The organism is Paracoccus sp. BR5-17 (genome assembly GCF_055693925.1).
The window spans coordinates 327,304-344,605 of sequence record NZ_JBVFUV010000003.1 but is presented as its reverse complement, the minus strand read 5'-3'; the positions used below and the strand labels follow the sequence as shown (position 1 = coordinate 344,605).

General features: G+C 69.0%; 18 protein-coding genes and 4 pseudogenes. 18 read left to right on the top strand and 4 right to left on the bottom strand.

Translation table 11 applies throughout. The annotated features are described in order from the left end of the window. Nucleotides 1-2 precede the first annotated feature (2 nt). Together ACZ1HC_RS02925 and greA are read right to left on the bottom strand one after the other, a co-directional pair. Nucleotides 3-968, bottom strand: a complete 966-nt coding sequence (locus ACZ1HC_RS02925; protein ID WP_472698675.1) for a hypothetical protein — start codon at nt 966-968, stop codon at nt 3-5. 3 nt (nt 969-971) lie between these two features. Further along, on the bottom strand, nt 972-1,442 hold the full coding sequence (gene greA, locus ACZ1HC_RS02920; RefSeq protein WP_472698674.1) for a transcription elongation factor GreA: 471 nt from the start codon (nt 1,440-1,442) through the stop codon (nt 972-974). 246 nt (nt 1,443-1,688) lie between these two features. On the opposite strand from greA, the gene ACZ1HC_RS02915 reads away from it, so the two are divergent. The 15 genes and pseudogenes from ACZ1HC_RS02915 to recO all read left to right on the top strand — a co-directional run bounded on the left by ACZ1HC_RS02915 (nt 1,689) and on the right by recO (nt 12,661). Beyond that, complete coding sequence (locus ACZ1HC_RS02915) at nt 1,689-3,344, top strand: electron transfer flavoprotein-ubiquinone oxidoreductase (RefSeq protein WP_472698673.1); 1,656 nt, start codon at nt 1,689-1,691, stop codon at nt 3,342-3,344. Nucleotides 3,345-3,421: 77 nt separating this feature from the next. Further along, nucleotides 3,422-4,681 (top strand): annotated as a pseudogene (locus tag ACZ1HC_RS02910) (tetratricopeptide repeat protein); the annotation flags it as partial. A gap of 23 nt (nt 4,682-4,704) precedes the next feature. After that, a pseudogene (locus tag ACZ1HC_RS02905) lies at nt 4,705-4,761 on the top strand (hypothetical protein); the annotation flags it as partial. A 160-nt stretch (nt 4,762-4,921) separates the two neighbouring features. Beyond that, on the top strand, nt 4,922-5,242 hold the full coding sequence (locus tag ACZ1HC_RS02900; RefSeq protein WP_472698672.1) for a tetratricopeptide repeat protein: 321 nt from the start codon (nt 4,922-4,924) through the stop codon (nt 5,240-5,242). 3 nt (nt 5,243-5,245) lie between these two features. Beyond that, nucleotides 5,246-6,068, top strand: a pseudogene (locus tag ACZ1HC_RS02895) (4-(cytidine 5'-diphospho)-2-C-methyl-D-erythritol kinase). Between the two features lie 28 nt (nt 6,069-6,096). Further along, nucleotides 6,097-6,834 (top strand): pyridoxine 5'-phosphate synthase, encoded by a 738-nt coding sequence (locus ACZ1HC_RS02890; protein ID WP_472698671.1) that lies wholly within the window; start codon nt 6,097-6,099, stop codon nt 6,832-6,834. Next, a complete protein-coding gene (locus tag ACZ1HC_RS02885) occupies nt 6,831-7,259 on the top strand; it encodes a hypothetical protein (protein WP_472698670.1) in 429 nt (142 codons plus the stop codon). Before ACZ1HC_RS02890 ends, ACZ1HC_RS02885 begins: the two co-directional genes overlap by 4 nt. Further along, the gene (gene acpS, locus ACZ1HC_RS02880; protein ID WP_472698669.1) at nt 7,256-7,666 is read left to right on the top strand and encodes a holo-ACP synthase; all 411 of its coding nucleotides are present in this window, start codon (nt 7,256-7,258) and stop codon (nt 7,664-7,666) included. The genes ACZ1HC_RS02885 and acpS overlap by 4 nt, the downstream gene beginning before the upstream one ends. Nucleotides 7,667-7,740: 74 nt before the next feature. Continuing rightward, nucleotides 7,741-8,536 (top strand): annotated as a pseudogene (lepB, locus tag ACZ1HC_RS02875) (signal peptidase I). After that, on the top strand, nt 8,533-9,222 hold the full coding sequence (rnc, locus tag ACZ1HC_RS02870; RefSeq protein WP_472698668.1) for a ribonuclease III: 690 nt from the start codon (nt 8,533-8,535) through the stop codon (nt 9,220-9,222). The pseudogene lepB and the gene rnc overlap by 4 nt, the downstream one beginning before the upstream one ends. After that, on the top strand, nt 9,219-10,157 hold the full coding sequence (era, locus tag ACZ1HC_RS02865; protein ID WP_472698667.1) for a GTPase Era: 939 nt from the start codon (nt 9,219-9,221) through the stop codon (nt 10,155-10,157). The genes rnc and era overlap by 4 nt, the downstream gene beginning before the upstream one ends. Next, complete coding sequence (locus tag ACZ1HC_RS02860; protein ID WP_472698666.1) at nt 10,150-10,485, top strand: DUF1491 family protein; 336 nt, start codon at nt 10,150-10,152, stop codon at nt 10,483-10,485. The genes era and ACZ1HC_RS02860 overlap by 8 nt, the downstream gene beginning before the upstream one ends. A gap of 41 nt (nt 10,486-10,526) precedes the next feature. Next, nucleotides 10,527-11,438 carry an EamA family transporter RarD gene (rarD, locus tag ACZ1HC_RS02855; RefSeq protein WP_472698665.1) on the top strand — a complete coding sequence of 304 codons (912 nt, stop codon included), beginning with the start codon at nt 10,527-10,529 and terminating at the stop codon, nt 11,436-11,438. Between the two features lie 57 nt (nt 11,439-11,495). Further along, on the top strand, nt 11,496-11,927 hold the full coding sequence (locus tag ACZ1HC_RS02850; RefSeq protein ID WP_472700763.1) for a VOC family protein: 432 nt from the start codon (nt 11,496-11,498) through the stop codon (nt 11,925-11,927). After that, a complete protein-coding gene (gene recO / locus ACZ1HC_RS02845) occupies nt 11,927-12,661 on the top strand; it encodes a DNA repair protein RecO (protein ID WP_472698664.1) in 735 nt (244 codons plus the stop codon). Before ACZ1HC_RS02850 ends, recO begins: the two co-directional genes overlap by 1 nt. Here the strand turns inward: recO and ACZ1HC_RS02840 are convergent. After that, a complete protein-coding gene (locus tag ACZ1HC_RS02840) occupies nt 12,655-13,131 on the bottom strand; it encodes an META domain-containing protein (protein ID WP_472698663.1) in 477 nt (158 codons plus the stop codon). The two genes, recO and ACZ1HC_RS02840, sit on opposite strands and share 7 nt — an antisense overlap. A gap of 78 nt (nt 13,132-13,209) precedes the next feature. After that, nucleotides 13,210-14,808 (bottom strand): acyl-CoA dehydrogenase family protein, encoded by a 1,599-nt coding sequence (locus ACZ1HC_RS02835; protein ID WP_472700762.1) that lies wholly within the window; start codon nt 14,806-14,808, stop codon nt 13,210-13,212. A 166-nt stretch (nt 14,809-14,974) separates the two neighbouring features. Between ACZ1HC_RS02835 and ACZ1HC_RS02830 the strand changes: the two genes are divergently transcribed. Genes ACZ1HC_RS02830 through ACZ1HC_RS02820 form a run of 3 tightly spaced genes read left to right on the top strand, consistent with a single transcriptional unit; the run spans nt 14,975 to nt 17,294 of the window. Continuing rightward, nucleotides 14,975-15,739 carry a sulfite exporter TauE/SafE family protein gene (locus ACZ1HC_RS02830; RefSeq protein ID WP_472698662.1) on the top strand — a complete coding sequence of 255 codons (765 nt, stop codon included), beginning with the start codon at nt 14,975-14,977 and terminating at the stop codon, nt 15,737-15,739. Between the two features lie 2 nt (nt 15,740-15,741). Then, the gene (gene dapE, locus ACZ1HC_RS02825) at nt 15,742-16,881 is read left to right on the top strand and encodes a succinyl-diaminopimelate desuccinylase (protein WP_472698661.1); all 1,140 of its coding nucleotides are present in this window, start codon (nt 15,742-15,744) and stop codon (nt 16,879-16,881) included. Further along, nucleotides 16,878-17,294: a GNAT family N-acetyltransferase gene (locus tag ACZ1HC_RS02820; protein ID WP_472698660.1), complete on the top strand. Its 417-nt coding sequence runs from the start codon at nt 16,878-16,880 to the stop codon at nt 17,292-17,294. Before dapE ends, ACZ1HC_RS02820 begins: the two co-directional genes overlap by 4 nt. Nucleotides 17,295-17,302: the final 8 nt, after the last annotated feature.

Sequence of the window (17,302 nt, the reverse complement as noted above, 5' to 3'; positions counted from 1 at the left end):
CGTCAGCCGAAGTTCCCCGAAAGGCGCCCCAGCAGCATGAAGGCGCGGGCCGACCGCGTCCCGGCCAGGACCGCGATCTGCGCGTCGTCCATCTGCGGCACCTGCCGCACCAGCATCGCGTCGAAGTGGCGCAGGAAATGGTGCGCCGTGTCGCGAAAGATCTCGTCGCGCTGCAAAAGCGCCGCCACGATGTCCAGGGCCACCGGATCGTGGATGGCACCCAGTTGCGCCACCGCGCTGCCCCGCTGGCCTTGGGCATAGCGCCGCCAGGCCGATGCCGGGGCCGGGTCGGGGGGCAGGTCGTCCATGTACAGATCCTGTCCCGCCAGAAGCGTCACCACATCCTGCGCGGCACGCAGGACGCGGGCATGGTCGGGATCCTGCAGGGCGGTCCGCAGGGCGGCGATGGCGGGCGCATCGTCGGCGCCATCGGGAAAGTTCAGCGCCCGGATCAGGGTTTCGGGATCGACCGGCACGGCGGGACCGGGTTCCGGCCGAAGCGCCTGGGGGCGCGGTTCGGCCGGACGGGGCGCCGGGCGCGGCAGCGGGGGGACGGGCGAAGGGGCAGCGGGCGGCGCGGCGACGGGCGCAGCCGCAAGCGGGGCCGCGGCCTGAGGTTCCCGATCCTCCGCACCGGGGCTTCCGGCTGCCGGGCGCTGCGGGGCGGGATCGCGCAGCGCTGCGCCCTCGCGCAGCTGGCCCAGCCGCAGACGCAGATCCTCGGCCTCGGCACGCAGCACGGCCAGGGCGCGGGCCATGCCGACGGCCAGCCAGATCAGCGCCAGCGGCAGGACCGTGCCCATGATCGTGACCAGCCGGGCGATGCCCGTGGGGCCCCCTTGCGGATCCGCGGGGGCCAGCAGCCAGAACAGCGCGAGCAGAAACAGCCAGGCTGCCGACAGGGCGATGCCGGTAACCGTCAGCGCGTCGCGCTGCGCCAGCGAGGTGATCCGTGCAACCAGCGACATGGCCTATTCGTACCGGATCGCCAGGATTTCGTAGCTGCGCTGACCGCCGGGGGTGGCGACCTCGACGCTGTCGCCCACATCCTTGCCGATCAGCGCGCGCGCCAGGGGCGAACGGATGTTCAGCAGCCCCCGTTCGATGTCGGCCTCGGCCTCGCCGACGATCTGGTAGGTGCGCTCCTCGTCGGTGTCCTCGTCCACCAGATGGACCACCGCGCCGAACTTGACCGAGCCGGTCAGCTTGGCGGTGTCGATCACCTCGGCTCGCGACAGGATGGATTCCAGTTCCTTGATGCGGCCCTCGATGAAGCCCTGCTTCTCGCGCGCGGCGTGGTATTCGGCGTTTTCCGACAGGTCGCCATGCTCGCGCGCCTCGGCGATCTGGCGGATGATCGCGGGACGTTCCTTCGATTTCAGTTCGCCCAGTTCGCGTTCAAGCGCGGCATAGCCGCTGCGGGTCATCGGAATCTTGTCCATCGCTGCCCACTCCTCTGCGGGATGCAACCCTTTTCGGGATGCGGTTTCGTCCAGATGCTAAGGCAACGCCCCTGCCATGCGGATGGCAGGGGCGGGACCTCGGTTGCGGGCAAGGTGCCCCGAACAGCCGCGCCTTGGCAAGACCGGAGGCAGCATTTCCAGCAGAAATCGGCCGCTGCGTCGGCATTGTCGCGCCGCGGCAAAGAGGCTACATCGGCAATGAGCCAAAGCAGGGGGGCCCGAGCCATGACCGACACCACGCAGCCCGAGCGCGAGTCGATGGAATACGACGTTGTGATCGTGGGGGCAGGCCCAAGCGGCCTGTCGGCCGCGATCCGGCTGAAGCAGATCGACCCCGATCTGTCGGTCGTGGTGCTGGAAAAGGGCTCCGAGGTCGGCGCGCATATCCTGTCGGGGGCGGTTCTGGACCCCATCGGGCTGAACCGGCTGATCCCCGACTGGCGCGAAAAGGGCGCCCCCGTGCGCACCGAAGTCACCGACGACAACTTCTTCGTGCTGGGCGAGGCGGGGTCGGTCCGGGTGCCGAACTGGCCGATGCCGCGGCTGATGAACAACCACGGCAACTACATCGTCAGCATGGGCAGCGTCTGCCGCTGGCTGGCCGAACAGGCCGAGGAACTGGGCGTCGAGATCTTCCCCGGCATGGCGGCGTCGCAGGTCGTCTGGGACGGCGACCGGGTCAAGGGCGTGGTCGCGGGCGAGATGGGCCTGCAATCCGACGGCACGCCTGGCCCGAACTACGAGCCGGGGATGGAGCTGCACGGCAAGTATGTCTTCATCGGCGAGGGCGTGCGCGGGTCGCTGGCCAAGGTCATCATCGACCGCCTGGGCCTGTCCCAGGGCCACGAGCCGCAGAAATACGGCCTGGGCATGAAGGAGATCTGGGAAGTCCGCCCCGAGAAGTTCCAGAAGGGCCGGGTGGTCCACACGATGGGCTGGCCGCTGGGCAAGAACGCCGGCGGCGGCAGCTTCATCTATCACTACGAGGACAACCTGGTGATGGTGGGCTTCGTGGTGCACCTGAACTACGAGAACCCGTATCTCTATCCCTACATGGAGTTCCAGCGCTTCAAGCACCACCCGATGGTGGCCGAGCTGCTGGAGGGCGGGAAGCGCATCAGCTATGGCGCCCGGGCGATTTCCGAGGGCGGCTGGCAGTCGCTTCCCGAACTGAGCTTCAACGGCGGCGTGCTGCTGGGCTGTTCGGCGGGCATGGTCAACGTGCCGCGCATCAAGGGCAACCACAACGCCATGATCTCGGGGATCGAGGCGGCCGAGGCGGCGGCTGCGGCCATCGCCGCGGGGCGCCAGGGCGACCGGCTGACGGACTATGACACCGCGGTGCGGACGGGCGCCATCGGCCAGGACCTGAAGAAGGTGCGCAACGTCAAGCCGGCCTGGTCGCGCTATGGGCTGTGGCCGTCGCTGGTGCTGGGCGGCATGGACATGTGGGGGGCGGGGCTGACGGGCCGCAACATCCTGCGCACCTGGAAGCACGGCAAGACCGACGCGGAAGCCACCGGCAAGGCCGCCGACTTCAAGCCCATCGACTATCCCAAGCCCGACGGCAAGCTGTCCTTCGACCGGCTGACCAACGTGGCGTTCAGCTTTACCAACCACGAGGAAAGCCAGCCCTGCCACCTGAAGCTGAAGGACCCGACCATCCCGATCCGGGTGAACCTGCCCCTATACGCCGAGCCCGCGCAGCGATACTGCCCCGCCGGCGTCTACGAGGTGGTCGAGGATGCCAGCGGCCCGCGCTTCGTCATCAACTTCCAGAACTGCGTCCACTGCAAGACCTGCGACATCAAGGATCCGTCGCAGAACATCGTCTGGACCACCCCCCAGGGCGGCGACGGGCCGAATTACCCGAACATGTGATGGGAGGCGAGGGCAGGGGCGTTGAACCGCGCCCGGCCCCGCGCTAGGGTCGCCAGAACATTTTCGTGATTTCCGGGATGGATGCCGTGACCCTGACCCGCCCGACCCTGGCCCTGATCGCCGCGCTGCTGGCGGGGCTGTCGCTGCCCGCCCAGGCACAGGACCGCCCCGATCCGCGCCCCGAGGGTGACACGCCGGCGGCCGAGGCGCCCGTCTCGAATCCCGCGCCGCCGCTGACTTTCGGGCTGGCGGGGCCGTTTCTGGCGGCGCGCATGGCGACGGTGGAAAACGACTTCCAGGCCGCCGCGCGGTTCTTCGTGCAGGCCGTCGCCCATGATCCCGACGACCGTTTCCTTCAGGACAACGCCCTGGTGGCCCTGGTTTCCGCCGGAGAGATCGACCGGGCGGTGGAACTGGCCTCGCGCATCGGTGCCGAAAGCGAACCGACGGAACTGTCGCGCCTGATCAGCCGGGCGGACCTAGTCCATTCCGGCGACTGGGCCGCCCTTCTGGACGATGTGGGCACCCCCGACGATCCCGAACCCGAAGCCGACCTTCTGGCCGGGATGCTGCGCGGCTGGGGGCTTCTGGGCGGGGGCAAGGCCTCGGAAGCGCTGGCCGAGTTCGAGCGGCTGGCCCGGGTCGAGGGCGTGGCCCCGATGGTGAACTATCATCTTGCCCTGGCGCGGGCCCTGGTCGGCGACTACGAGGGCGCGGAATCGCTGCTGGCCGACGACCTGACCGGCGCGCATATCCTGGGCTTCACGGCCCGCGCGCAGATCCTGGCGCAACTGGAGCGTCGCGACGAAGCCGTGGCGATGATCGAGGCGGTTCCCGGCGTCGAGGCCGAGCCGCAGCTTTTGGCCCTGCGCGACCGCATCAAGGCGGGCCAGCCGGTCCCCTTCGACGTGGTCAAGACCCCGGCCGACGGCATCGCCCAGGTGTTCCTGACCTTCGCCTCGGCCCTGCTCAGCAGCCCCGACCCCGAGCCGCTGTCGCTGATCCACGCCCGCCTGGCCGCCTGGCTGTCCCCCGAAACCGCCGAGGCGCGGCTGATGGTGGCCGAGATCCTGCAGGAGCGTCAGCAGTTCGAGCTGGCCGAACCCGAATACGACGCGCTGCGCCGCATGGGCCAGATGCGCCCGGCGGCCGAATTGTCGCGCATCGACACCTTGTCGCGCGCCGGCCGCACCGACGAGGCCGGCAAGGCCGCCCTGTCGCTGACCGCCGCCTATCCCGACCTGCCCCAGGCCTGGATCGCGCTGGGCGACCTTCTGCGCCAGCAGGAGAAATTCGCCCAGGCCGTGCCCGCCTACGACAAGGCCCTGGCGCTGCTGGAGGATGCCCCGGCCGAGGCACGGTGGTTCCCCTCTATGCGCGCGGCATCGCGCTGGAACGGTCGGGCCAGTTCGACCGGGCCGAGGCCGATTTCCTGGCCGCGATCGAGATCCGCCCGAACCAGGCCAGCCTGCTGAACTATCTGGGCTACAGCTGGATCGACCGGAACGTGAACCTGGACCGGGCGCTCGAGATGATCGAGAAGGCGGTCTCGCTGTCGCCGGACGACGGGTATATCCTTGATCTCGCTGGCCTGGGCCTATTACCGGCTGGGCCGGTATCAGGAGGCCGTCGAACCGATGGAACGGGCGATCCTGACCATGTCCCAGGATCCGCTGGTCAACGACCATCTGGGCGACATCTACTGGAAGGTCGGCCGCCACCGCGAGGCCGAGATCCAGTGGCAGCGCGCCCTCTCGCTCGATCCGACCGAGACGGACGACGTCGATCCCGACCGGATCCGCGCCAAGCTGGACCGCGGGCTTGACGCCGTGCTGGCCGAGGAGGCCGCGGGCGCGGTCCAGACCCCGGCGCCCGCCCCGCAGGCCGCCAACGACTGAGAGATGCCCGTCCTTGAGGCTGCGCCGGCCAAGCTGAACCTTGCGCTGCATGTGACCGGCCGCCGCGCCGACGGCTATCATCTGCTGGATCTCGCTGGTGGCCTTCGCAGGGGCCGGGGATCAGGTGGTGCTGGAACCGGGGCCCCTGTCGCTGCGCATCGACGGGCCCTTCGCCGGGGATCTGTCCGGCGGCGACAATCTCTGCCTGCGGGCCGCGCGGCTGGCCGGGGGGCAGGCGGCGATCCGGCTGACCAAGAACCTGCCCGTGGCCTCGGGCATCGGCGGCGGGTCGGCGGATGCGGCGGCGGTGCTGCGCGGGCTGGCGCGCATGGGCCACCCCGTGCCCGACCGGCCCGATACGCTGGGCGCCGATGTCCCGGTCTGCATCGCTTCGCGGCCCGCCCGGATGCAGGGCGTCGGAGAGATCCTGACGCCCCTTCCGACCCTGCCCGCGATCCCGCTGGTGCTGGTGAACCCGGGCGTGGCCGTCTCGACCCCCCAGGTCTTTGCGGCGCTGGCGCAGCGCGGCAATCCCGGCCTGCCCGACATTCCGGCCTTCGCGGGTCTGCGGGATCTGGCGTTCTGGCTGGCGCTTGCCCGCAACGATCTTCAGCAGCCCGCCCTGGCGATCGCCCCCGTCATCGCAGAGGTGCTGCAGGCGCTGCGGGCCAGCGGCGCGGCCCTTGCGCGCATGTCCGGCTCGGGGGCCACCTGCTTCGGGCTTTTCGACAGCCCGCACCGCGCCCGGGCGGCCGCGGCCGCGCTGGAACGGCAGGGCTGGTGGGCCGTCGCCTCGGAACTGGCACCGCCGCCGGCGCCCCGCTAAGCTGGCGCAAACCGCGAAGGGGGACTTCATGCTGCGTCTAGGCGTCAACATCGATCATGTCGCGACCGTCCGCAACGCACGCGGCACGCCTTGGCCCGATCCGCTGCGCGCCGCCCGCCTGGCCGAATCCGCGGGCGCCGACGGCATCACCGCCCATCTGCGCGAAGACCGCCGCCACATCAGCGATGCCGACATCGACGCGCTGATGGCGAACCTGCGGCTGCCCCTGAACCTGGAAATGGCGGCCACCCCCGAGATGCAGGCCATCGCCCTGCGCCACCGTCCCCACGCCGTCTGCATCGTCCCCGAAAAGCGCGAGGAACGCACCACCGAGGGTGGTCTGGACGTCGCCGGAAACGAGGCGATGCTGGCCGATTTCATCGCCCCCCTGCGCAACGCGGGCTGCCGCGTGTCCCTGTTCATCGGCCACGACCCCGCCCAGATCGAGGCCGCGGCCCGGATCGGCGCGGCGGTGGTCGAACTGCACACCGGCGCCTATTGCGACCTGGATACCGAGGGCCGTCCCACGGATCGCGACCGCGAACTGGCGGGCCTGGCCCAAGGCGCGGCCCTGGCCGACCGCCTGGGGCTCGAGGTTCACGCGGGCCACGGCCTGACCTTCGATACGGTGGGTCCCATCGCCGCGATCCCGCAGATCAGGGAACTGAACATCGGCCATTTCCTGATCGCCGAGTCCCTGTTCATCGGCCTCGACGGCGCGATCCGCGAGATGCGGCGCCGGATGGACGAGGCGCGGCAGGGATGAACTTCACGATCGTCGATCCCGCGACCCTGAACGCCCGTCAAAAGGAATTGCGCAACTTCCACAAGGTCGCCGCACGTCTGGCAGATTATGGCTTTCACTCCATGTGGCTGAGCGACGATTGGCAGGGCGCAGACTTCCTTGCTTGCCACATCGACGGGGCGACGGTGCTGAGGGTCCAGTTGAAGTCGCGGCTCGTGATCGACAAGAAATATCTCGGCAAGGGGCTGCACATCGCGTTCCGTCTGAGAGAGAGGATTTTTGTCTACCCGCACGACGAATTTGCAAGTTGGGTGCTTGCAAGAAGGCTTGTCGATGAAGCGGCGCCAAGCTGGCTGGTGAAAGGCACCTGGCATTGGCCCACCCTGCCGAAATGGGCAGCGACATTCCTGGAGCCATCCTACGAACTCAAGGCCGTCCCACAATGATCCTGGGCATCGGCACCGATCTGGCCAATATCGACCGCATCGCCGGGACGCTGGACCGCTTCGGCGACCGTTTCCGCAACCGGGTCTTCACGTCCACCGAACTGGCCAAGGCCGCGCGTCGCAAGGACGAGGCCGGGACGCTGGCGAAACGCTGGGCCGCCAAGGAGGCGTGCAGCAAGGCGCTGGGCACCGGGCTGGCGATGGGCATCAGCTGGCGCGACATGGCGATCAGCAACCTGCGCAGCGGCCAGCCGGTGATGGAACTGACCGGCTGGGCGGCGGAGCGGCTGGCGCGGATGACGCCGCCCGGCCATCACGCCGTCGTTCACGTCACCTTGACCGACGACCACCCCTGGGCGCAGGCTTTCGTGGTGATCGAGGCGCGGCCCGACGCCCCGCAATCTTGACTCTGCCCCCCGCCGGGGACCATGAACGCGCCAATGCGGCCATTCGCCCGCGCTTGATGACGAAGGACGACACCATGGCCGACAGCACGGCGGGCAAGAAGAAGGAAGGCCTGTGGGAAACGGTCAAGACCGTGTTCTGGGCGCTTGTCATCGCGGGCATCTTCCGCACGCTGTTCTTCCAGCCCTTCTGGATCCCCTCGGGGTCGATGAAGGACACGCTGCTGATCGGCGACTTCCTGTTCGTCAACAAGATGGCTTACGGCTATTCGCGCTATTCCTGCCCCTTCTCGATCTGCCCGATCAGCGGCCGGATCCTGGGTTCCGAACCCGAACGCGGCGATGTGGTGGTCTTCCGCCACCCCACGCGCGGGGTCGATTTCATCAAGCGGCTGATCGGCCTGCCGGGCGACACGATCCAGATGCGGAACGGCCGGCTGTGGATCAATGGCGAGGAAGTGCCCGTCACCCCCGCCGGCGATTTCGTCGAGGTGAAGGAACAGCAGGGTCCGCAGGGCCTGATCCCGCGCTGCGTGAACGACCCGGTGGCCGAGGGCGGGCAGTGCATCAAGCAGCGCTCCACCGAAACCCTGCCCGGCGGACGCAGCCACGATATCCTGAACATTGCCGACGGCGCATTCGCCGACGACACGCCCACCTTTACCGTCCCCGAAGGCCAGTATTTCTTCATGGGCGACAACCGCGACAATTCCGAGGATCTCGCGCTTTCCCCAGGAAATCGGCGGGCTGGGCTTCGTGCCGTCGGAATACCTGATCGGCCGCGCCGACCGGATCATGTTCTCGTCCGCGGGCCGGTCGCTGCTGTATTTCTGGACCTGGCGGGCCGATCGCTTCTTCAAGGCGGTCGATTGAAGCCCGGCGCCGACATCCGCGCCTTCATGGCCCGGCTGGGGCACGACTTCGCGCGTCCCGAACTTCTGGTGCGCGCGCTGACGCATGGATCCATCGCTTCAACCACGCGCCCCGACAACCAGCGGCTGGAGTTCCTGGGCGACCGCGTCCTGGGCCTGGTCATGGCCGAGGCGCTGTTCGACGCCGACAAGGCCGCCAGCGAAGGCCAGCTTGCCCCGCGCTACAACGCGCTTGTGCGCGGCGAGACCTGCGCCGCCATCGCCCGCGAGATCGGGCTGGGCGACGTGCTGAAGCTGGGCCGGTCCGAGATGATGTCGGGCGGCCGCCGCAAGGACGCCCTGCTGGCCGACGCGATGGAGGCGGTCCTGGCCGCCGTCTATCTGGACGCGGGCTTCGAGACGGCGCGGCGGATCGTGCTGCGGCTCTGGGCCGACCGGCTGGAGACGCTGGAGGACGATCCCCGCGACGCCAAGACCGCGCTGCAGGAATGGGCGCAGGCCAACGGGATGCCGCCGCCCGTCTACGAACAGACCGAACGCGGAGGCCCCGACCATGCGCCGGTCTTCCTGATCACCGCGCGGCTGGCCGACGGGCGCGAGGCGCAAGCCAGAGGCGCGGGCACCAAACGCAGCATCGAACAGGCGGCGGCGCAGGCCCTGCTGGACCGGCTGGAGGGCCGCGCATGACCGATACCGAGAGCCCCCTGTCCGAAAGCCCGACCCGTGCCGGCTTCGTCGCCCTGATCGGCGAACCCAATGCCGGCAAGTCCACCCTGCTGAACCAGATGGTCGGCGCCAAGGTCAGCATCGTCACCCACAAGGTGCAGACGACCCGGGCACGCATCCGCGGCATCGCCATCCACGGCGCGGCGCAGATCGTCTTCGTCGATACGCCCGGCATCTTCCGTCCGCGCCGCCGCCTGGACCGCTCGATGGTCGCCGCCGCCTGGGGCGGGGCCTCGGACGCCGACATCATCCTGCTGCTGGTCGAGGCGCATCGCGGCAGGACCGAGGGCGTCGGGGCCATCATCGATTCGCTTCGGGGACTGGACGGCAGGACTCCGGTCGCCCTGGTCATCAACAAGATCGACCGGGTGAAGGCGGAAACCCTGCTGGCGCTGTCGGCGGACCTCAACGCCGCCTATCCCTTCGTCAACACCTTCATGATCTCGGCCGAGAAGGGCTATGGCTGCGACGACCTGCGCGCCTGGCTGGCGGACAGGCTGCCCGAAGGCCCCTGGCTTTACCCCGAGGACCAGATCGCCGACCTGCCCATGCGCATGATCGCCGCCGAGATCACCCGCGAAAAGCTGACCCTGCGCCTGCACGAGGAAATCCCCTATCAGCTGACGGTGGAAACCGAAGCCTGGGAGGAACGCAAGGACGGATCCGCTCGCGTGGATCAGATCGTCTATGTCGCGCGGCCCGGCCACAAGGGCATCGTTCTGGGCAAGGGCGGCGAGACGATCAAGGCCGTGGGCCAGGCGGCGCGCGCCGAGCTTGAGGAGTTCATGGGCCGCCGCGTCCACCTGTTCCTGCAGGTGAAGGTCCGCGAGAACTGGCTGGACGAGGCCGAGCGCTACAGCGAAATGGGGCTGGACTTCCGCGACGGCGATGCCTGAGCCGAGACTGGCGACCGGCATCTGGGTGTCGGCCTATCTTGCGCGGCTGGGACTGGCGAACATCCCCGCCTATGTCACGGCCCGGGGCGACGACACCGCGGGCGCCGTGCTGGTGAAATGCGCGCATCTGGACGGCACCGCCGCGGCATATGCCCGCGAATGGGATTTCGACACGGGCAGCCGCCCCTGGCGGGTGATCGCCCAAGGCCCGGAACCCGAGATCGACCAGGCCATCGCCCGGCAGCGCGGCTTCGACCCCGACCTGTGGGTGATCGAGATCGAGAGCCGCGACGGCCGCACCCTGCTGGACGAGCCCGGCCTTGCGTGATCCGTCTGGTGCGGGCGGCATTTGCAGCCTATGCAATCGGCATGAAGAACGCGTCCCCATCGGGTGATTCCCTGCCGGGCCTGATCCTGGCCGTCGCGACCTATGTGATGTGGGGTTTTCTGCCTCTGTTCATGAAACAGCTGTCGCACGTCCCCCCCGCCGAGGTCATCGCCCATCGCGTGCTGTGGTCGCTGCCCATCGCGCTTGCGGTGCTGATCTGGCAGCGCCGCTCGGCCGAGGTGATGGCGGCGCTGCGCCGGCCGCGCCTGCTGGTCATGGCGCTGGTCACCGCGGCGCTGATCTCGGTCAACTGGATGATCTATGTCTGGGCGGTGGGCAACAACCACGCCTTGGACGCGGCGCTTGGCTATTACATCAACCCGCTGTTCAGCATCCTGATGGGCGCCACGCTGCTGCGCGAACGGCTGAACCGGGCGCAGATGGTGGCGATCGCGCTGGCCTCGCTGGCGGTGGTGGTGCTGACGGTGCAGCTGGGGCGCCTGCCGCTGGTGGCGATCGGGCTGATGCTGACCTGGGGCTTTTACGCCTATTGCAAGAAAAGCCTGCCGCTGGGTCCGACCCAGGGCTTCACGCTCGAGGTTCTGCTGCTGACGCCGCCAGCCTTGGCCTATGTGATCTGGCTGACGGCCAGCGGGCAGTCGCATTTCGCCTCGGGCAGCCTGACCGACACGATCCTGCTGATCGGCTGCGGCCCGGTGACGGCGGTGCCGCTGATCTGCTATGCCACCGCTGCCAAGCAGTTGCGGCTGTCCACCATCGGCATCCTGCAATACATCGCGCCGACGATGATCTTCCTGACCGCCGTGCTGATCTTCGGCGAAGCCTTCGGGGCGGCGCAGATGATCGCCTTCCCGATGATCTGGGCGGCCCTGGTGATCTATACTCTGTCGATGCTGCGCGGGGCAGGGGCGCGGCGCCGTGCCGCGACCTGACTTGGCGGCGGCGGCGGACCGTGCCAAGCTGGCCCGACCGCCGGAGGTTCCATGTCCCTGACCCGCCAACGCATCACCCTTGTCACGCTGGGGGTGGCCGACATGGACCGCGCGCGACGCTTTTATCAGGGCTGGGGATGGGTGGCCCATCCCGCGTCGCAGCCCGGCGTCACCTTCTTCCAGATGGCCGGTGCGGTGCTGGCCCTGTTCGGGCGGGACGACCTGGCCGCCGATCAGGGGCGGGCCGGGGCGGCCCTGGGCACCGGGGCGGTCGCGCTGGCGCAGAACTGGCCTGACGAAGCCGCGACGGATGCCGTCTTTCAGGCTGCGGTGGATGCCGGCGCCACGGTCCTGAAGCGCCCGGAACGGGTCTTCTGGGGCGGTTATTCCGGCTATTTCGCCGATCCCGACGGCCATGTCTGGGAAATCGCCATGAACCCCTTCTGGCCGCTGGCCCGGGACGGGTCGCTGACCCTGCCGGACGCCTGATGGAATGGCAGGCCCAGGGCACCGTCCTGGCCCGCCGTCCGCATGGCGAGACGGCGGTGATCCTGGACGTCCTGACCGACCTGCACGGGCGCCATTCCGGCCTGGTGCCCGGCGGCACGTCCCAGCGGCGGGCGGCGATGCTGCAACCCGGCAGCCGCCTGGATCTGCGCTGGCGGGCGCGGCGCGACGACCAGCTTGGCACCTTCTCGGTCGAGCCCGTGCGGCTGCGGTCGGGACTGCTGGCCGATCCCCTGGCGCTTGCGGGATTGATCGCGGTCTGTGCGCTGCTGGTCTTTGCGCTGCCCGAACGCGATCCGCATCCGGCCCTGGTGGCCGATACCGAACGCCTGCTGGATCTGATGGAAGGCGGCGCCGACTGGGGCCCGGATTACCTGCGATGGGAGATCCGCCTGCTGGACGAGATGGGCTTCGGCCTGGATCTGTCGGCCTGTGCGGTGACGGGAACGCAAGACGGGCTGGCCTTCGTCAGCCCGCGGTCGGGCCGCGCGGTCAGCCGCGAAGGGGCCGGGGAATGGGCCGACCGGCTTCTGCCTCTGCCCGCCATGCTGGGCGGGGCAGGCGACAACCGCGGGCAGGATCTGGCCGAGGGGCTGGCGATTACCGGCCATTTCCTGACCACCAGGATTGGCGGCGAACTGGTGGGCCGGCCGGTTCCGGCAGCCCGCCAGCGTCTTGTGGACCGGCTGACGCGGGGCGGGCCGGCGGCCTACTGACCCGCGCGCGCCTGATCGAGGGCCGTCACCTGGGCCTGCGCCTCGGTCACGCCACGCTCGAAGATCAGCCAGGTTTCGGGCGATTTGACCTTCAGGACCCCGCCGTAATATTCCATCTCGGTCGCCGATTGCAGGACCTCGAAGAACCGGTTCTCAAGCGCGGCGTTCCGGCCGCAGGGAACGTTGGTGGTCTGCAGCGGCGACAACTGGACCAGCGGCAGTTCCAAGTTGTTGGCCGCCCCGTAGCCGTTGCACGGTCCGCGCCCCGACACGCTGCGTTCGGCGACGGTCAGCGTGATGTTGCGCAGCGGCACGGTCGCCCCGTCCATCCCGACAAGGGCGTAGTTCCCGCCGGGAATGAAGCCCCGGTCGGTCGCCGGATCCACGGCCGCGGTGGGCTCGCAGGCGGCAAGGGCGAAGGCTGCGGCGGTCAGCGCGCCGAATGTGCCGAGTCGGGCAAGGCGGGACATGTCTGGGCTCCTGTGGGCGGACGTCGAAGGGGAATGCGGCAAAACGGCTTTGGTTGCAGCACCCTAGACGAAACCCGGCTAGCCTAACAGACGCCGGGCGATCACTTGCGCCTGAATTTCGGCCGCGCCTTCGAAAATGTTCAGGATGCGTGCATCGCACAACACCCGGCTGATCTGGTATTCCAGCGCAAAGCCGTTGCCGCCGTGGATCTGCAGGGCGTTGTCGGCCGCGGCCCAGGCCACGCGCGCGCCCAGCAGCTTGGCCATCCCGGCCTGGAGGTCGCAGCGATGCCCCTGGTCCTTCTCGCGGGCGCTGAAATAGGTCAGTTGCCGCGCGATCGCGATTTCGACCGCCGTCATCGCCAGCTTGTCGGCCACGCGCGGAAAGGCGATCAGGGCCTTGCCGAACTGCCTGCGGTCAAGCGCGTATTGCAGCCCGAGTTCCAAGGCGTTCTGCGCCACGCCGATGGCGCGGGCCGCGGTCTGGATGCGCGCGGATTCGAAGGTCTGCATCAACTGCTTGAAGCCCTGCCCGGTGACGCCGCCCAGCAGGTTTTCGGCGCGGACGGTGAAGCCGTCGAAGCCAAGCTCGTATTCCTTCATGCCGCGATAGCCCAGAACCCCGATCTCGCCGCCGGTCATGCCGGGTGTGGGAAAGGGGTCGGCGTCGGTTCCGGGGGTCTTATCGGCCAGGAACATCGACAGGCCCCGGTAATCGGTCGTCTCGGGATCGGTGCGGGCCAGCAGCGTCATCACATGGGTGCGCGCGGCATGGGTGATCCAGGTCTTGTTGCCGGTGACGGTCCAGGTATCGCCGTCCTTCACGGCCCGCGTGCGCAGGCTGCCCAGGTCGCTGCCGGTGTTGGGTTCGGTGAAGACCGCCGTGGGCAGGATTTCCCCCGAGGCCAGCCGCGGCAGCCAGTGGGCCTTCTGCGCCTCGGTCCCGCCGCCCAGGATCAGTTCGGCGGCGATTTCCGACCGGGTGCCCAGCGAACCCACGCCGATATAGCCCCGCGACAGTTCCTCGCTGACCACGACCATCGCGCCCTTGGACAGGCCAAGACCGCCGAACTCCTCGGGGATGGTCAGGCCGAAGACGCCCAGTTCCGCCAGTTCGGCGATGATCTCCATCGGGATCAGTTCGTCCCGCAGGTGCCAGCCGTGGGCGTGCGGCACCACCTTGTCGTCGGTCCAGCGGCGGAACTGGTCGCGGATCATCTCCAGATCCTCGTCCAGGCCCGAGGCGCCGAAGGTCGCGCTGCCCTGGTGTTCGGCCAGCAGGGCGGCAAGCCGGGCGCGGGCTTCGGGCGTGTTTCCCGCCATCAGGGCGCGGGTGGCGTCCGAGGGCTGCCAGTCCAGGCCCAGATCCGACAGCCGGGCGAACTCGGTCTGGCTCATGGGGATGCCGCCCAGGATCTGGGTCAGGTATTCGCCAAAGCCGATGCGGGCGATCAGGGTCTCGACCTCTCCCTCGACGCGGGACGACCAGGCCGCAAGCTGGCGCAGCGATTCGACATAGGTCGCAAGCCAGGACAGCGTGTGGGCGCCATGCTGGTGGCGTTCAAGCGCCTCGGCATCGACCTTGCCGTTGGCCGAGACCAGCGCGCGCAGCCTGTCGGTGGCCCGCGCCTGCAGGTCGGCAAGATCGGACAGCACGCTGTCGAACTGGTGGGGCATGTCTTTCATGGATCAGGCTCCTTGCGGCATCGCGGCATGGGTAGCGCCTTCGCAGCCGCAGCGCAACAATAATGCGGCTTGCCAGCGGCCGGTGAACGATTATGTCTGCCTTTCTTGCCCGGGATGGGCCATTCCCATTCCCGGTCGGGGCGGCTAGCCTGCCGCCATGTTCGGACTGGATCCCTGGTTGTTCTGGACGGTCTTCGCCGTCACGGCCTTTGCGGGCTTCGTGAAGGGGGCGATCGGCTTTGCCATGCCGCTCATCATGGCGTCGGCCTTCGCGTCGCTTCTGCCGCCGCAGGTGGCGCTTGCGGCGCTGATCCTGCCGGTGCTGACGACCAACATCCACCAGGCCCTGCGTCAGGGACCCGGGGCGGCGCTGCGGTCGGTCCGAAACTTCCGCTGGCATATCGCGATGGTGCTGATCTTCCTGATGCTGTCGGCCGGGCTGGCCCGCCAGATCCCGCAGGGTCTGATGTATGCGCTGCTGGGCCTGCCGATCCTGGGTTTCGCGCTGTGGCAGCTGGCGGGGCGGCCGATGACCCTGGCGATCCGCCACCGCCGCCGGGCCGAGATCGCGACGGGCATCGTCGGCGGGCTGTACGGCGGCGTCTCGGGGATCTGGGGGCCGCCGCTGGTGGTGTTGCTGCTGTCGCTGGGGGTGGACAAGCGCGAACAGGTCCGCGTGCAGGGCGTGGTGTTCCTGCTGGGCGCGATCGGGCTGACGCTGGCCCATCTGGCGTCGGGCGTGCTGAACGCGCAGACGATCCCGCTGTCCGCCGTCCTCTGCGTTCCGGGCTTCGCGGGGATGATGGCGGGCTTTGCCCTGCAGGACCGCATGGATGTCGCGCAGTTCCGCCGCTGGACGCTGATCCTGCTGGTGATGACCGGCCTGAACCTGGTCCGCCGCGCCTTCTCTGACTGGATATGACCATGACCGATGCCGCCGCCCTGACCGCCCGCCTGATCCGCTGCCCCTCGGTCACGCCCGAGGAAGGCGGCGCCCTGGTCCTGCTGGGCGATCTGCTGGCGGATGCGGGCTTCGAGGTGCGTCGCGTCGATCGCAACGGCACGCCCAACCTGTTCGCCCGCTGGGGCCGCAAGGGCGACAGGGCGCTGGGCTTCAACGGCCATACCGACGTGGTCCCGCCGGGCGATCCGGCGTCCTGGACCCATCCCCCCTTCAGCGGCCATGTCGAGGACGGCGTCATCTGGGGCCGCGGCGCCACCGACATGAAATCCGGCGTCGCGGCCTTCGTCGCCGCCGCCATCGACTTCGTCCGCGAAACGCCCCCGCCCGAGGGCGCGGTGATCCTGACCATCACCGGCGACGAGGAAGGCCCGTCGCGCGACGGCACCCTGGCCCTGCTGGACTGGATGGAGGAGAACGGCGAACGGATGGAGGCCTGCATCGTCGGCGAGCCATCGAACCCCGACGTCATGGGCGAGATGATGAAGATCGGCCGCCGCGGATCGGCGACCTATACCGTCACCGCCCGGGGGGTGCAGGGGCACGCGGCCTATCCCCACCGCGCCCGCAATCCGCTGCACGCGCTGACGGCCTATCTCAACGACCTGATCGCGGCGCCGCTGGATGGCGGGACCGATCATTTCGACCCGTCCGGGTTGCAGATCACCAGCATCGACTGCGGCAATCCGGCCTCGAACGTGATCCCGGAACGGGCCCGGGCCGTGGTCAACATCCGCTTCAACGACCTCCATACCGGCGCCAGCCTGGAGGCCGACCTGAAGGCCCGCGCCGCCCGCATCGCCCAGGCCACCGGCGTCAGCCTGACCATCGACAGCCAGATCAGCGGCGAGGCCTTCCTGACCCGGCCGGGACCCTTCGTCGATCTGGTGCGCAGCGTCGTCACCCAGGAAACCAACCGCCAGCCGGTGCTGTCCACCAGCGGCGGCACCTCGGACGCGCGGTTCATCAAGAACCACTGTCCGGTGGTCGAATTCGGCCTTGTCGGCGCCTATATGCACCAGGTGGACGAACGCGTTCCCGTGGCGCAGGTCCAGCAACTCAAGACCATCTACCAGCGGATTCTGGAACAGTATTTCGAATGAAGATCGAACCCACCACCGACCTTGCCGCCTGCCTTGCCCTGCGCCGCACCGTGTTCATCGAGGAGCAGGGCGTCCCCGAGGACCGCGAGATCGACGGCCTGGACAGCACCGCCATCCACCTGCTGGCGACCCAGGACGGCCAGCCCGTCGGCAGCGCGCGGATCGTGCTGGACGGCGACACCGGCAAGATCGGGCGCGTCTGCGTGCTGCCCCGGGTGCGCGGCACCGGCCTGGGCGCGGCGCTGATCCGGGCCGCGCTGGACGTGCTGCGGGTGCAGCCGGGCATCACCCGCGCCAAGCTGGGCGCGCAGACCCATGCGCTCGGCTTCTACGAGAAGCTGGGCTTCACCCCCTATGGTCCGGTCTATGACGATGCCGGGATCCCGCATCGCGACATGACCCGCGACCTTTGAAGGACCGG

What these genes read in the sequence shown, in the direction of transcription:
- ACZ1HC_RS02925 (WP_472698675.1), bottom strand. Translation starts at nt 968, where the DNA reads ATGTCGCTGGTTGCACGGATCACCTCGCTGGCGCAGCGCGACGCGCTG.
- greA (WP_472698674.1), bottom strand. Translation starts at nt 1,442, where the DNA reads ATGGACAAGATTCCGATGACCCGCAGCGGCTATGCCGCGCTTGAACGC.
- ACZ1HC_RS02915 (WP_472698673.1), top strand. Translation starts at nt 1,689, where the DNA reads ATGACCGACACCACGCAGCCCGAGCGCGAGTCGATGGAATACGACGTT.
- ACZ1HC_RS02890 (WP_472698671.1), top strand. Translation starts at nt 6,097, where the DNA reads ATGCTGCGTCTAGGCGTCAACATCGATCATGTCGCGACCGTCCGCAAC.
- ACZ1HC_RS02885 (WP_472698670.1), top strand. Translation starts at nt 6,831, where the DNA reads ATGAACTTCACGATCGTCGATCCCGCGACCCTGAACGCCCGTCAAAAG.
- acpS (WP_472698669.1), top strand. Translation starts at nt 7,256, where the DNA reads ATGATCCTGGGCATCGGCACCGATCTGGCCAATATCGACCGCATCGCC.
- era (WP_472698667.1), top strand. Translation starts at nt 9,219, where the DNA reads ATGACCGATACCGAGAGCCCCCTGTCCGAAAGCCCGACCCGTGCCGGC.
- ACZ1HC_RS02860 (WP_472698666.1), top strand. Translation starts at nt 10,150, where the DNA reads ATGCCTGAGCCGAGACTGGCGACCGGCATCTGGGTGTCGGCCTATCTT.
- rarD (WP_472698665.1), top strand. Translation starts at nt 10,527, where the DNA reads ATGAAGAACGCGTCCCCATCGGGTGATTCCCTGCCGGGCCTGATCCTG.
- recO (WP_472698664.1), top strand. Translation starts at nt 11,927, where the DNA reads ATGGAATGGCAGGCCCAGGGCACCGTCCTGGCCCGCCGTCCGCATGGC.
- ACZ1HC_RS02840 (WP_472698663.1), bottom strand. Translation starts at nt 13,131, where the DNA reads ATGTCCCGCCTTGCCCGACTCGGCACATTCGGCGCGCTGACCGCCGCA.
- ACZ1HC_RS02835 (WP_472700762.1), bottom strand. Translation starts at nt 14,808, where the DNA reads ATGCCCCACCAGTTCGACAGCGTGCTGTCCGATCTTGCCGACCTGCAG.
- ACZ1HC_RS02830 (WP_472698662.1), top strand. Translation starts at nt 14,975, where the DNA reads ATGTTCGGACTGGATCCCTGGTTGTTCTGGACGGTCTTCGCCGTCACG.
- dapE (WP_472698661.1), top strand. Translation starts at nt 15,742, where the DNA reads ATGACCGATGCCGCCGCCCTGACCGCCCGCCTGATCCGCTGCCCCTCG.
- ACZ1HC_RS02820 (WP_472698660.1), top strand. Translation starts at nt 16,878, where the DNA reads ATGAAGATCGAACCCACCACCGACCTTGCCGCCTGCCTTGCCCTGCGC.